General features: G+C 64.3%; 8 protein-coding genes. 5 read left to right on the top strand and 3 right to left on the bottom strand.

The window, feature by feature from the left end; all coding sequences use genetic code 11:
* Positions 1-83 precede the first annotated feature (83 nt).
* Positions 84-1292 (bottom strand): AAA family ATPase, encoded by a 1209-nt coding sequence (locus tag QRN25_RS19520; protein WP_271184114.1) that lies wholly within the window; start codon positions 1290-1292, stop codon positions 84-86.
* Positions 1293-1853: 561 nt separating this feature from the next.
* Here QRN25_RS19520 and QRN25_RS19515 point away from each other — a divergent pair.
* A complete protein-coding gene (locus QRN25_RS19515; protein ID WP_285020963.1) occupies positions 1854-3158 on the top strand; it encodes a replication protein RepA in 1305 nt (434 codons plus the stop codon).
* Between the two features lie 37 nt (positions 3159-3195).
* On the opposite strand, the gene QRN25_RS19510 is transcribed toward QRN25_RS19515, so the two are convergent.
* Positions 3196-4092 (bottom strand): LysR family transcriptional regulator, encoded by an 897-nt coding sequence (locus QRN25_RS19510; protein ID WP_285020909.1) that lies wholly within the window; start codon positions 4090-4092, stop codon positions 3196-3198.
* A gap of 307 nt (positions 4093-4399) precedes the next feature.
* Between QRN25_RS19510 and QRN25_RS19505 the strand changes: the two genes are divergently transcribed.
* From QRN25_RS19505 to QRN25_RS19495, 3 genes are read left to right on the top strand one after another with little or no spacing between them, the layout of a single operon-like run.
* Positions 4400-7603: an efflux RND transporter permease subunit gene (locus tag QRN25_RS19505; RefSeq protein WP_285020908.1), complete on the top strand. Its 3204-nt coding sequence runs from the start codon at positions 4400-4402 to the stop codon at positions 7601-7603.
* A complete protein-coding gene (locus tag QRN25_RS19500; protein ID WP_285020907.1) occupies positions 7596-8789 on the top strand; it encodes an efflux RND transporter periplasmic adaptor subunit in 1194 nt (397 codons plus the stop codon). The genes QRN25_RS19505 and QRN25_RS19500 overlap by 8 nt, the downstream gene beginning before the upstream one ends.
* Before the next feature lie 4 nt (positions 8790-8793).
* A complete protein-coding gene (locus tag QRN25_RS19495) occupies positions 8794-10242 on the top strand; it encodes an efflux transporter outer membrane subunit (protein WP_502910481.1) in 1449 nt (482 codons plus the stop codon).
* Here the strand turns inward: QRN25_RS19495 and QRN25_RS19490 are convergent.
* Positions 10239-10772, bottom strand: coding sequence for a hypothetical protein (locus tag QRN25_RS19490; protein WP_285020905.1), 534 nt, complete (start codon positions 10770-10772; stop codon positions 10239-10241). The two genes, QRN25_RS19495 and QRN25_RS19490, sit on opposite strands and share 4 nt — an antisense overlap.
* 656 nt (positions 10773-11428) lie before the next feature.
* Here QRN25_RS19490 and QRN25_RS19485 point away from each other — a divergent pair.
* Complete coding sequence (locus tag QRN25_RS19485; RefSeq protein ID WP_271184119.1) at positions 11429-13798, top strand: TonB-dependent receptor; 2370 nt, start codon at positions 11429-11431, stop codon at positions 13796-13798.
* Positions 13799-13866: the final 68 nt, after the last annotated feature.

Genomic DNA, 13866 nt, shown 5'->3' with positions numbered 1-13866 from the left:
TCCGGATGCAGACAACAACCGGATGAAACTCACATCACCTTGAATTCAGGCGATTTTCCTACTCGTTGCCACGTGGCAACTGCTCAATCTATCCGGCCTGCCCGGCTCGCCCAGGTTCGCAGAACGTCCTGTTCGATGTCGTGGCAGACATCGTTGAGGAAGCGAACGCAGCGGTTGTGTACCTCATGCGACGTGACCGGGCGATCGAGTTCAAAGACCGTCTTCATGCGCGAGCTGGCATTGTCGATCTCTGCGCTGACCTTGAGCACGGAGTTGATCATCGAACCGCCGAATACCTGCCGCATCATACCCAGGATCTCGCGGTGCATGGACTTGCTGTCATCCACGCGGCTCGCGACCAGACGGATGAAATTGTACGCAGGGCGCACTCGCCCGCCCAGTTGCTCCAGCTGCTTCATGGTGGTGCGGGCCATGTCGATGAACGAGACGGTCGATGCGAAGTCGATGACGCTCGGCGGCGCCGGAATGACCATTGCATTGGCAGCCTGGAGCACCGCCATCGATACCATGCCGAGCGCCGGCGGCGGGTCCATCACGACGATGTCGTAATCGTCGACGACTTCGTCGATGGCCTGGGCAATGATGTCGATGACGTCGAAGCTCTGGTTCTGAGCCAGGTAGCCGGCGATCTCGTACTCCAGATTATAGAGCTTCAGATTGGCCGGGATCAGGTCGAGCCCGAAGAAGTGCGTCTTGCGAATGATCGAGCGGACGCCCAGCAGTTCCGGATTATGGAAGTGCCCATAGAGAGTGTCATCCTCTCCCAGGTCCACGTCGGGACGATAGCCGAACATCATGGTCGAGCTGGCTTGGCTGTCGCAGTCGATGAACAGGACGCGGTAGCCGCGGATCGCGAAGTGCTGCGCCATGTGCAAAGCGAGGGTGGACTTGCCGACGCCGCCCTTGAAATTCGACACCGAGAGGATGGCTGGGGTATCGCCCGGTGCACGCCACGGCCGCGTGCCGAAGACGGCCCGCATATGATCGAGTTCCTCCAGCGTATATTGCACGCGGTGTCCCGAAGCCGTGCGGTCTCGTTCGGGCAGGCGTCCATCGCGTTCGGCCTCCCGAATGGCGGACGCAGTGCGGCCGACCAGCGAGGCTGCCTTGGAGATCGGGAAGGAAGGGCCGACCTTGTGCCCCGTCTCCGGATCGAGCGCGCCGTCGCGGATACGCTTGAGAATAGTGAGAGCCTTGCGATGAAGCAGGCCAAGGCTATCTTCCAGCAGTTCGTCACCGCTGATTTCAGAAGGAGCAGGGGTCGTCGCCATAGATACCCGTCTTGTGAGTTTGAGGCCCAACCCTACCCGCGTTGGAAGTTTCGAGCAACGACCCGTCCACCAGTGTTACAAAACCACCGATGATCTCCGTGCTTTTTGCCCCATTCCGAGTCGCACGAGACACATGCACGAGTCGAATGACCGATGATCTCGGTGCCGTTAGCGAATCCGGAGCCGTGAAATGACTCTGTCGCGCCATCCGATTCGCATTTCTGTCGTCCTGAGATCGCCGTTTTCCCCCGCTACCGATGATCTCGGTGCCCAGCGATGATCTCAGTGCGTAACAGCGATGATCTCGGAGCCGTTTGGACCGATGATCTCGGAGCGCAAACCTATACAAGAATCCCTAATCAAAATCCGATTCGCGAATCGGTTCGATTGAAAAGCATGGGAAATTGAGTCGAACCTGCAAAACGCACCGAGATCATCGGTGAGGTTGTAGGTTTGAACCGCTAATTCCTGCCGAAACTGCCAAGCTCCTTGCCAATCCGGGCGAAACCTGTTGTCTAAGCGGCAGATGACAGCCCCATGAGTCGGGCAAAGCAGGGCGATATGAACTCGGATAGCAGCAAGCCGATTGGGCACCAGTATGCCCTCGCCATGATCGATGGCGGCGAGGAACGGGTGCGTTCGCTTGCCCGGGCCGCAGGGTCGCAATTGACGATGGATGCATTTCTGCGCGTCCATGACGAAGAGCCGGTGCCGGCGTTCCTGCATTCTGCGCTTTGTGCCATGTCGCTGCCGACGAAGCGACCGAAGGACGAGACCCAGCCGATCCTGCGCGAAGACGGCAAGTATGCGCTGGCGATCAACCCGCGGCCGGTCCTGCAAACGGTGGATGGCAAGCCGCTCCTGCGGAGCCTTGGCGTACCTTACGGCGCCTATCCCCGCGTCGCGCTGATCTACCTTTTGTCGCAGGCGGTCTCGAAGCGTTCGCGCGATGTCTATCTTGGCCGCAACTTTACCGAGTGGATGCGCCGACTCGGGTATCAGACCGTGTCCTATGGGCCGCGCGGTACGGCCAACCGCATGCGTGAGCAGGTCGACAGGCTTCTCGCCTGCGAATGGCAGATTCGCTGGGATGGCACCGAGGCCGACGACAACGCCTTCGCCGTGCGCGACGTCAAGATTTCCAACGAATATGCGGGTTCGCTCGAGAAGAACGGTGCCTTCGCCCGTGAGATCCGGATGTCGGAAGGCTTCTATGCGCACCTCATCGACCATGCGGTGCCGCTCAACGAAGTGGCGATCCGCGAGCTGAAGGGCACGCCTACCGCCCTAGACCTCTATACTTATCTGGCCTATCGTCTGCCGCGCATCGCCGCCGACAAGGGGCAGACGATTTCCTGGGATCAGCTGGCGCGCCACCTAGGCAACGATGCGGACAGCAAGCGTTTCCGGCAGACCGTGCGCGAGACGATGCAACTGGTTTCGGCCGTCTATCCCAACGCCAACATCGACATGTCCGGCCGCAAGGTCGTGCTCTATCCTTCGCCCGCGCCGCTGGAACGCAAGCTGGTGGGGCCTCATCTGCGGCTGCTGGGTGCGCCGGCGGCAAAAGAGGCACCGAGATCATCGGTCATGCCGAAGGCCAAGACCCGCAAGGAGGAGGCCGCCAACGAGGGACCCCTGCTCGAATTCCCGAACGGCAGCATGAGCTTCGGCACGCGCGAGGCGGCATACCGCAAGATCGGCCTCGACAAGGGACACCCCTGGTCGGTGGACCAGATGGCCGACGCCTTCCGCGCCGGGTTCCCCGGAATTTCGCGCAAGCGCAGCGAAACCGAGTGGCTGCGCGTATGGGATGCTTTCGTTATCAGTTATGCCAAGCGCAGGGGAGCAGCCGAGGGCGAGTGACCGATGATGTCCGAGCCGTTTGACGGTCAGGGCTGCGCTATGGTCGATCGCCGACCGGTTCTATGAGGCTGCGGAAATTGCGCGTCGTCGGTGAGGCGTCGCGCAGATGGAACAGCACGAGCTGGCTGGAAAACGGCATGTCGATGGGCCTGAACGTCAGCGTGTCGACATTCAGGCGGGCCAGCGACCGGGACAAGATCGTTATGCCGAGCCCTGCGGCGGTCAGCCCGACCAGGGTTCCGAAACTGTCGGCTTCCAGCGCGACGGTCGGACGGAAGCCGAGTTCCTCGCAATGGGTGCTCAGCATCTCATTGAAACCCGCGCCGTTCATCGAGCCAAAGAGGATGAGCTGCTCGCCCTCGATGTCGGCAAGCGACAAAGGCCGATCGTGCTCCGCAAGGCGGTGATCGCGCCGCATCGCCACCATCATGCCTTCGCACTGGAGCGGAAGGACCTGCATCTGCGGCAGCAGCGCCAGCGGTGAGAAGGCGCGCAAGATACCGATGTCGAGGGTGCCGCGCTCGACGCGGCTGATCTGTTCCTCGCGCGGGAGCTCGCTCAGTTCGACATGCACTTCCGGGAACTGCGCCCGAAACCGCGCGAGCGCGTCGACGACATAAGGCGTGAACGGCACAGAAGGCGAGAAGCCCAGACTCAGGCGGCCGACTTCTCCCGAATCCGCCAGCTTGGCGATGCGGGCGGCACGGTCGGCTTGTGCCAGCGTCTCGCGCGCCTGGGGCAGGAACTGCAGCCCGGCGCGCGTCAGTTTTACGCTTCTGCTCGTACGGTCGAACAGGCGCACGTCGAGTTCCTCCTCCAGCGCACGGATCTGCTGGCTGAGGGGAGGCTGCGATATGCCCAGACGCTGCGCGGCTGCCCCGAAGTGAAGTTCTTCGGCCACGCAGACGAAGTAGCGCAAGTGCCTCAGCTCCAAAGGTCACGCTCCGATTGAGAGGTTTTCGATATTGATCGTGCCTCCATATATATTGGACAGAAAAGATCCAAGCGCGCATCGGCGGTTTCGTGAGGGGTTCCTCTCACGATGCGGCCGGACAACACCGCTCCCGAACAACAAGGCGGGTGACCGATCCGTTTCCTGACGCCGGAGCCACCGGCCGGGCCTTCGTCCTGCGCTTCAGTCGCGGCGGGGCAGGGCGGTGCGACCGGCTTGCGACGAGGATGGCGGTGAAGGGGCCGTGAGGCGCGGATCGACCGTGCCTTCGCGGCGCATGGAGAAGTCGATGATCGGTATCGTCAAAGTTGCCCTGAACCGCCCGCTGACGTTCATCGTCATGGCCATCCTGATTGCCGTCGGCGGCATCCTTGCGGCGTTCAGAACGCCGGTCGACATCTTTCCCGAGATCAAGGTTCCGGTGATCGCGGTCGCCTGGCAATATGCGGGCCTGCCGCCGCAGGACGTCGGCGATCGCATGATCACCCCTTACGAACGCGTGCTGACCACCACCGTCAACGACATCGAACACGTCGAGAGCCAGTCCTACCAAGGCATCGGCATCGTCAAGATCTACTTCCAGCCGGGCGTCGATATCCGCACCGCGACGGCGCAGGTCACCTCGATCTCGCAGACGATCCTCAAGCAGCTTCCGCCGGGTGCGACGCCGCCGCTGATCCTCAACTATTCCGCTTCCACCGTGCCGATCCTGCAGCTTGCGCTATCGGGCAAGGGGCTGACCGAGCAGCAGCTTTTCGATCTGGGCCAGAACCAGATTCGTCCGCGCCTCGTCACCGTGCCCGGCCTTGCCATGCCGTTCCCGTCCGGCGGCAAGCAGCGTCAGGTCCAGATCGACCTCGATCCGCAAGCGCTGCAGGCGCGCGGGCTTTCAGCGCAGGACGTCGGCAACGCCATTGCCGCACAGAACCAGATCAACCCGGCTGGTTTCGTGAAGATCGGTGCGACCCAGTACAGCGTGCGCCTCAACAACTCGCCGAGCACGATCGACGCGCTCAACGACATCCCGGTCAAGGTCGTCAACGGCGCCACCATCTATATGCGTGACGTCGCCTACGTGCGCGATGGCAGCGCGCAGCAGCAGAACATCGTGCATGTCGATGGCAGCCGCTCGGCACTGCTGACCGTGCTCAAGAACGGCGCAGCCTCGACGCTGGCCATCGTTAACGGGGTGAAGGAGGCCATGCCTTCCATCCAGCAGACGCTGCCCGACACGCTCAAGGTCCTGATCGTGGGCGACCAGTCGCTGTTCGTGAAGGCGGCGGTCAGTGGCGTCATCCACGAAGGCGCGATCGCCGCCGCGCTGACCTCGCTGATGATCCTCCTGTTCCTCGGCTCCTGGCGCTCGACGGTGATCATCGCACTGTCGATCCCGCTGGCGGTGCTGGCCGCCGTCATGGCGCTGGCGATCTTCGGGCAGACGCTCAACGTGATGACGCTGGGCGGCCTTGCGCTCGCGGTCGGCATCCTCGTCGATGACGCGACGGTGACGATCGAGAACATCAACTGGCACCTCGAGCAGGGCAAGGGCGTCGTGGAATCCATCCTCGACGGCGCGGCGCAGATCGTGACGCCGGCGTTCGTCTCGCTGCTGTGCATCTGCATCGTCTTCGTGCCGATGTTCTTCCTGCCGGGCGTCGCGGGCTATCTTTTCGTGCCGATGGCGCTGTCGGTGGTCTTCGCGATGATCGCCTCGTTCATCCTGTCGCGCACGCTGGTGCCGACCATGGCGATGTACCTGCTCAAGCCGCATGCCCCGCACGGCGAGAACCATCACAACGCCGGAGAGCCAGGCTCGCGCAACGTGTTCGTCCGCTTCCAGCGCGGCTTCGAGGCGCGGTTCGAAAAGGTGAGGGCGGTCTACATCAGCCTGCTGCGCCGGGCGTTGGGATCGAGCAAGGGCTTCATGATCGGCTTCCTTGCGATCGTGCTCGTCTCGTTCGGACTGATGCCATTCCTGGGCAGCAACTTCTTCCCGGCGGTCGATTCCGGGCAGATCGCCATGCACGTGCGGTTGCCCGCAGGAACCCGCATCGAGACTTCGGCCTCGCGGTTCGAGGCGATTACCAGCGAGATCCGCCGGATCGTTCCGGCAGAACAGCTTGGCACCGTCACCGACAACATCGGCCTGCCGGTCAGCCCGCTCAACACCATCTATTCGAACAGCGGAACGATCGGTCCGCAGGATGGTGACGTTCTGGTCACTCTCAAGGAAGGTCACCAGCCGACCGAGCAATTCGTCGATCGTCTGCGTGTGGAAATGCCGCGCCGTTTCCCCGGCGCCACGTTCGCCTTCCTGCCCGCCGACATAACCAGCCAGATCCTCAACTTCGGTTCGCCTTCGCCGATCGACATCCAGATCGCGGGCAAGGACCAGGACGCCGCGCGTATCTACGCGCACAAGCTGATGACCAGACTTTCGCGCATTCCCGGGATCGCCGACATGCGGCTGCAGCAGCCCGCGCGCTCGCCGCAGCTTGACGTGGAGGTCGATCGGGCACGCATCGGTCAGTACGGACTGAGCGAAAGGGACGTGACGACCAGCCTTGCCAGTTCGCTGGCCGGCACGGCGCAGACCGCCCCTCTGTTCTTCGTGAATCCGGAAAACGGCGTGTCCTATCCGGTCGTGGCGCAGGCGCCGGAGTATCAGGTCGGTTCGATGAACGCGCTGTCGGACATCCCGGTCTCGGGCACTGCCGGAACGCCCACGCAGCCGCTCGGCGCGCTGGCCTCGCTTACCCGGTCGAGCACGACCTCGGTGGTCTCGCACTATAACATCCAGCCCGTGATCGACATCTATGCGACCACGCAGGGCCGTGATCTCGGCAATGTCGCGGCCGCCGTACAGTCGGCCATAGATTCGCTCGAGAAGGAACAGCCCAAGGGTTCCAGCGTCACCATCCGCGGTCAGTACCAGACCATGAACACCGCTTTCTCCGGCCTCGGCTTCGGCTTGCTGGGGGCGATCTTCCTGATCTACCTGCTGATTGTCGTGAACTTCCAGAGCTGGGTCGATCCCTTCGTGATCATCACCGCGCTGCCCGCCGCGCTTGCCGGGATCGTATGGATGCTCTTCGCCACGGGGACCACGCTTTCGGTGCCTGCCCTTACCGGCGCGATCATGTGCATGGGCGTGGCAACCGCGAACTCGATCCTCGTCGTCAGCTTCGCGCGCGAAAAGCTCGCCGAACTGGGCGATGCCACCAAGGCGGCGATCGAGGCGGGCCTCGTGCGCTTCCGCCCGGTGCTGATGACCGCGCTTGCGATGATCATCGGCATGGCGCCGATGGCGCTCGGGCTGGGCGAGGGCGGTGAGCAGAACGCCCCGCTCGGCCGCGCGGTGATCGGCGGCCTGATCTGCGCTACGATCGCAACCCTATTCTTCGTCCCTACCGTGTTCAGCTTCGTCCACCGCCGCCGCACCCATGGCGACGAGCAGACCCGTTCGATGGAAATGCAGCCCAGCCATGCTTGAACCCGAGATCACTGAAAACAACAGCCTCTCCAGCGGCACGCTGAAGAAGGTCGGCATCGGCGCCGCCGTCGTCGCGCTGGCCGTCGTCGCCTTCGGCGTCGCGAGCCGGATCAGCGCCACCAACGACCTCGAGGCGGTGGCCGCCGACGCTGCGGTTCCCACCGTCACCGTCGTCTCGCCCGCCACGGCCGAGGGCGGCGACGGGCTCGTCCTGCCAGGAACCATCCAGGCCTACAACAGCGCCGCGATCAACGCGCGGACCAACGGCTACGTCCGCCGCTGGCTGGCCGACATCGGTGATCACGTGAATGCCGGGCAGACGCTCGCCATCCTTGACGCGCCCGAGATCGACCAGCAGCTGGCACAGGCCAAGGCGGACTACCAGACCGCGCTCGCCAACCAGCGCCTTGCCGCGACGACATCGAAGCGCTGGCAGTCGATGCTGGCGCAGGACGCCGTCTCGCAGCAGGAAGCGGACGAGAAGGCGGGCGACCTCGCGGCCAAGACCGCGCTGGCTAACGCTGCGCTGGCCAGCGTGCGCGAACTGAACGCCAAGCACGGCTTCACCCAGCTTTCCGCACCGTTCAGTGGTGTCGTGACCAGTCGCTCGGCCCAGATCGGCGCGCTGGTCGTGTCGGGTAACGCGGCATCGCAGCCCCTCTTCACCGTGTCCGACGTGCACCGCATGCGCATCTACGTCCGCGTGCCGCAGGTCTATTCCTCGCAGATCCATGCCGGGATGAAGGCCAGCCTCAACCTGCCCGAATTCGCAGGCCGCGATTTCGAGGCGTCGCTGACCCGTTCGGCGAACTCCGTCGATGCCCAGTCGGGCGCGATGCTGGTCGAGTTGCAGGCGGACAATTCCGATGGCGCGCTCAAGCCCGGCGCCTTCGCCCATGTGCGTTTCGCCATCGACGGCGTCGGCGGCGGCCTGCGCCTTCCCGGCAGCGCGATCATGGCTGCGGAGGACGGCCCGAGCGTCGCGATCGTCGGCAAGGACGGGACGGTCACACTGCGCCGCGTCACCATTGCGCGCGACGAGGGCAAGACCGTGCTGGTCTCGGTGGGCCTGAAGCCCGGCGATAAGGTCATCGATTCCCCGCCGGATTCGCTCCGCACCGGCGACCGCGTGCGCACAGCCGCACCGGAAGGGAAGGGCGCAAAGGGGACCGGCGGCAATGGCTGACGCCATGGCGGACAGGCGCCGGGCCGTGTCGGCCCCGAAGCTGCCGATCGCTCTCGCGCTGGCTCTCGCATTGGGCGCCTGTTCGATGGCACCCGATTATCAGCCGCCGCAGACCGCCGCGCCCGCGCAGTTCAAGGAAGTCGCGGGCTGGACCAGCGCCACGCCGCGCGACGGCGAGGGCAGGGGGCCCTGGTGGGACGCTTACGCCGATCCAACGCTCGCCGATCTCGAGGCACGGGCGGCCAAGGCCAGCCCGACCCTCGCCGCAGCGCTCGCGCGTTACGATGCCGCGCGCGCGGCCGCGCGGGTCGAGCAATCCGACCTTTATCCGCAAGTCGGGGTGAGCGGCGAGGCTTCGCGTGAGCGGCTCTCGGCCAATCGCCCGCTGACGACCGGCACCGCACGCAAGTACAATGACTATACCGTCGGCGGCTCGATCGACTACGAGCTGGACCTCTGGGGGCGCATCCGCAACCAGGTGAAGGCGGCGACGGCGGAATCGGATGCGAGCCGCGCCGATCTCGCCTCCGCGCAGCTGAGCCTGCAGGCGGCGGTGGCCGATGCCTATTTCCGGCTGCGGGGCCTCGACGCGCAGGCGCAAGTGCTCGACCAGTCGGTCGAGGCTTTCGCGCGGGCCTACGACCTGACCGATAAGCGGCACACCGGCGGCGTCGCCTCCGGGATCGACGTCAATCGCGCCCGCACCGTCCTCGGCAATGCCCGCGCACAAGTGGCGACGATCGCCAACCAGCGCGCCGCCACCGAGCATGAGATTGCGGCCCTCGTCGGCGAAGTGGCTTCCGGTTTCAGCCTGCCGGTGGCGGCGGCCGACCTCGCGCCGCCTGCGCCGCCCGCCGCGACGCCGTCCGATCTGCTGCAGCGCCGCCCCGACATCGCCGCCGCAGAGCGGCGGGTCTTCGCAGCCAACGCCCGCATCGGCGTGGCCAAGGCGGCGTTCTTCCCTTCGCTGACGCTGGGCGCGGCGGGCGGATGGGAGACCACCAACGGTCAGTTGCTGACGACGCCGAACACGTTCTGGTCGCTCGGCCCGCTCACCAGCCTGTTGACCATCTTCGACGGCGGCCGCCGGTCGGCACAAGTGAAGATCTCGCGCGCGGACTACGAGGAGACGGCGGCGGACTACCGCGAAACCGTGCTCACCGCGTTCCGGCAGGTCGAGGACGCCATTGCCGCGATGCATCACCTCTCTTCCGCCGCCGTGGCGCAGAAGGAGGCGGCCGATGCCGCGCAGCGCACGCGGGACATTGCAATGTCCCGCTACCGCGACGGTGCGGCGGGCTATCTTGACGTGGTGACCGCACAGACCGATGCGCTCGATGCGCAGCGTGCGTACATCTCGGTGCAGACGCAGCGGATGCAGGCGAGCGTGGCCTTCGTGAAGGCTCTCGGGGGCGGTCTAACGGCACCTGCGGATGCTACGGCGGGGCATTAATTGAGCCTCAGTTCGCCCTGGAGCGCTTCGCTGCGGGGCGACTGTGGCGCCGGACCCGATCGCCCCATCAGACACCGCGCTCCGCCGACCAGCGTATAGACCGCGTGGCGCCCCGCTCCGCGGTTCTGGTGATCGACGCGAAAGCCCTGGTAGTGGCGCCGGATCAGCCCGGCATGCACCAGTTCAGAAACCGCGCGGCTGAGGTTGGTCTTGCCCGACTTGCGGATACGTTCGTGCACCTCGGCGGCGATCACCGCTTCGGCCGCCTGCGGTTCCGCCGGGGCCTTGCCGGAGGCGAGCAGCTCAAGGCGCACTTTCTCCGCCAGCATCAGCCGCTTCGGGTCGCGTGCGCCCATCGGGGCGAGCGCGTCGCAGAGCCAGTCGCGCAGCAGGATGCTGCGGCCTGCGCGCAGGATGAAGGGCCCCGCGCTGCCGTCGGGCCGCGCGATTTCGGCGATGAGGCTCAGAACCATGAAGGCATAGCGCGGACGCGAACTTGTCTGTGCCACGCGGTCGAGGAGATCCGCCATGTCGCTGGCCTGCCCGCGATGCGGGGAGAGAGGCGTGTAATGGAACATAGCGAGGCAAAATAGAGCACATAAATGGAATCGTGAGAATCCCCTTTCCGGACCATGTTTCGCTTTGTCAGCAATGACACTTTACCGGGGGCAAAGTGTCACGGGTGAGATTCTCCATTACGCTCATGATTCGCTACGCCCGGCGAACCTTTCACGCCAATTGACCCGATGCGCGTGCAATCAAACATACCCGCGAATTGGTAAGACCGACGTGGGTATCGGACGCACCAAACATTGCCGGTATGAAGTAGGGGGGCGGCGAATTGCGCAGGAATACTTCGGAAAAGTGTCATTTCCGGCACTTATCCTGCCTTCATGCGGACTTGCCTCGACAAATCGCCACAGCGAATGCCCGCACGAGCATCATCGCCGGGAAGATGTTGGCCGCCACTGCTTCATTACTCCGCCGCCCGCCCGTATGGTCCAGCGGCTGATTGCGGAGCTTTCCGGCCTCGCAATTGGACGGACAGGTTCCCGCGTCGACGGGGGCCGCCGAAGAAGGCTCCGCCGCCAAGACGGGGCGATCGACGGGCGTTTCCAGCACCATGCGGCCTCAGGGCCGCAGCCGGGAGCGACCGAACGGTAAGACCAATGATGGGGATGATGTGATGAGGCTGTTTTCGTCTGTACTTCTGTGTTCCGCCAGCCTGGCAGGTCTCTCGACCCCGGCCCTTGCGCAGGATGCGGACACGTCCGCCGACGAAGCGGTCGCCGGCAACGTCATCATCGTCCAGGCCCGCCGCCGCGACGAGGCGGTGCAGGACGTTCCGGCGGTCATCGACACGGTGACGGCGGACGACGTGGCCAAGCTCAACATCCGTGACTTCAAGGAAGTCTCCACCCTCGTCCCCGGCCTCCAGCTCACCACCGAGGCGAACGGTGTCGGCGGCGGCGGCCGCCTGCGCGGCGTCAACTTCGATGTCTCGGCCAGCGGCACCAACCCGACGGTCGAATTCTACTTCAACGACGCGCCGATCACGGCGGGCGTGATCCTGCAGCAGATGTACGACATCGGCCAGATCGAAGTGCAGCGCGGGCCTCAGGGCACGCTGCGCGGCCGCGCCGCGCCTTCGGGCTCGATCACCATCGGCGCCAAGAAGCCCGATCTCTATTCGGTGGGCGGCTTCACCGACATGACTGCCAACGATATCGGCACGCTCAACTTCAAGGGCGGCTTCAACCTGCCCATCATCGAAGGCATCGCCGCGATCCGCGTCGCCGGTGTCTGGGACGAGAACGAGGCCGACCGCGTCCGTCCGATCACTTCTGCGCGCGATCCCTTCCAGCGCACCAAGAGCGGCCGCATCTCCGCCATCGTGCAGCCCACCGACTGGCTCAAGTTCGAGGGCATGTACCAGAAGATGGACCGCAAGGCCCGTCTCTACGACCAGGTCGCGTCCTTCAGCGAAGTGAACCCCGACGCAGCTGCGAGCCCGGTCTATATCGACAGTTCGGACCGCCGCTCGATCATGGAATCGCCGCGTCCGATCCACCAGATCTACGACATCTACAACTGGCGCGCGGAGGCATCGGGCTTCGGGCAAGTGCTGATCTATCAGGGCCAGCACTATACCCAGAAGATCACCGGCATCGAAAATTCGGACGAGGCCAACTTCTTTTCCGCCGGCACCGTTCAGGATACGTATTCGTCGCCCAAGGCGACCTCGCATGAAGTGCGCCTGCAGAACGACGCGCGCATCGCCGACATCTTCGATTACGTCGTCGGCTTCTTCGACTACAAGAACGACAACCCGACGACCCTCAACCGTCCGACCATCCTGGGCTATCCGACGAGCGCGACGACCGGTGCCATCTTCGGCATCGTCAACACCGCGATCCAGCGTACCAATACCAGCCACGAGCAGTCGTTCTTCGGCAACCTGACCGCGCATCTGGGCGAGGGGACCGAAGTTTCCGGCGGCGTGCGCCACATCTCCTACACTTCGCAGAACGGCTTGTTCATCAATGGCGCCTCGACCGCCACGACCGGTCAGGACGCGAAGAAGTGGATCTACTCGGCTTCGGTGAAGCACAATTTCTCGCCAGACTTCATGGTCTATGCGAGCACGGGAAGCTCCTGGCGGCCCGGTATCAACGTGGTTGGCGATTTCAGCCAGCGCATGTCGGAACTGGAGGAGAGCTTCGTCAACCTGCCGCCGGAAAGCTCCAAGTCCTATGAGCTGGGCTTCAAGAGCACGCTTCTGGGCGGCCGCATGCGCCTGAACGCGACGGCCTACCACCAGAAGTTCAAGAACTATCCGTACCGCACCGGCGGACGCGGGGTCTACTTCGTGGACTACACCAATCCGGCCAACCCGGTGGTGACCCAGTTCAACTTCGTCGGCGCCGTCCCGGTCGAGGTCAACGGCATCGAGGGCGACGTCTCGATCGACGTGATGGACGGCTGGAACCTGGGTCTCGTCGCCAGCTACTCGATCGGCAAGATCAAGAGCGGTACGGTTCCATGTAACGACCTCAACGGGGACGGCGTGCCGGATGTGATCACGTCCGCGCCTTCGCTGCCGGTTCTGCAGGCTGCGGTTGGCAGTGACAACATTTCGGCTTGCCAGGTCAACCAGCGCTCCGGCTTCCAGGCGCCGTTCAGCGCAACGCTGACCAGCGAATACAGCTTCGCGGTGAGCGATCACGTCAATGCGTACGTGCGCGGCCTGTTCAACTTCTTCGGCAGTTCGCGCGTCGACCCGGTGAACATCTACGACAACCTGGGCTCTTACGGTCTGGTCAATGTCTTTACCGGCATCCGCGACGCCAAGGGGGCGTGGGAAGTCTCGCTCTTCGCCAAGAACCTGCTGGACACCACCAAGACGCTGACCCGGACCGACCCGCTGTTTACGTCCTATCGCAACATTCTGGCGGGTGGCGCGGCGACCACGTTCACCAGCACTTACAACGGCGTGACCACCACCGCCCCGCGCGAGTTCGGTATCAACGTCCGCTACGCCTTCGGCAGCCGCTGAGACGCCAAGGACTTCGTCATTGCGAGCCGCGAAGCGGAGAAGCAATCCAGGGCAGCTTTACGTTGCTC

Origin of the sequence: Novosphingobium sp. fls2-241-R2A-195 (genome assembly GCF_030209485.1) — a bacterium.
Classification (GTDB): Bacteria; Pseudomonadota; Alphaproteobacteria; order Sphingomonadales; family Sphingomonadaceae; genus Novosphingobium; species Novosphingobium resinovorum.
The sequence above is the reverse complement of the archived record's forward strand: the minus strand, read 5'-3'. Positions and strand labels throughout refer to the sequence as shown.

What these genes read in the sequence shown, in the direction of transcription:
- QRN25_RS19520 (WP_271184114.1), bottom strand. Translation starts at nt 1,292, where the DNA reads ATGGCGACGACCCCTGCTCCTTCTGAAATCAGCGGTGACGAACTGCTG.
- QRN25_RS19515 (WP_285020963.1), top strand. Translation starts at nt 1,854, where the DNA reads ATGAACTCGGATAGCAGCAAGCCGATTGGGCACCAGTATGCCCTCGCC.
- QRN25_RS19505 (WP_285020908.1), top strand. Translation starts at nt 4,400, where the DNA reads ATGATCGGTATCGTCAAAGTTGCCCTGAACCGCCCGCTGACGTTCATC.
- QRN25_RS19500 (WP_285020907.1), top strand. Translation starts at nt 7,596, where the DNA reads ATGCTTGAACCCGAGATCACTGAAAACAACAGCCTCTCCAGCGGCACG.
- QRN25_RS19495 (WP_502910481.1), top strand. Translation starts at nt 8,794, where the DNA reads ATGGCGGACAGGCGCCGGGCCGTGTCGGCCCCGAAGCTGCCGATCGCT.
- QRN25_RS19490 (WP_285020905.1), bottom strand. Translation starts at nt 10,772, where the DNA reads ATGGCGGATCTCCTCGACCGCGTGGCACAGACAAGTTCGCGTCCGCGC.
- QRN25_RS19485 (WP_271184119.1), top strand. Translation starts at nt 11,429, where the DNA reads ATGAGGCTGTTTTCGTCTGTACTTCTGTGTTCCGCCAGCCTGGCAGGT.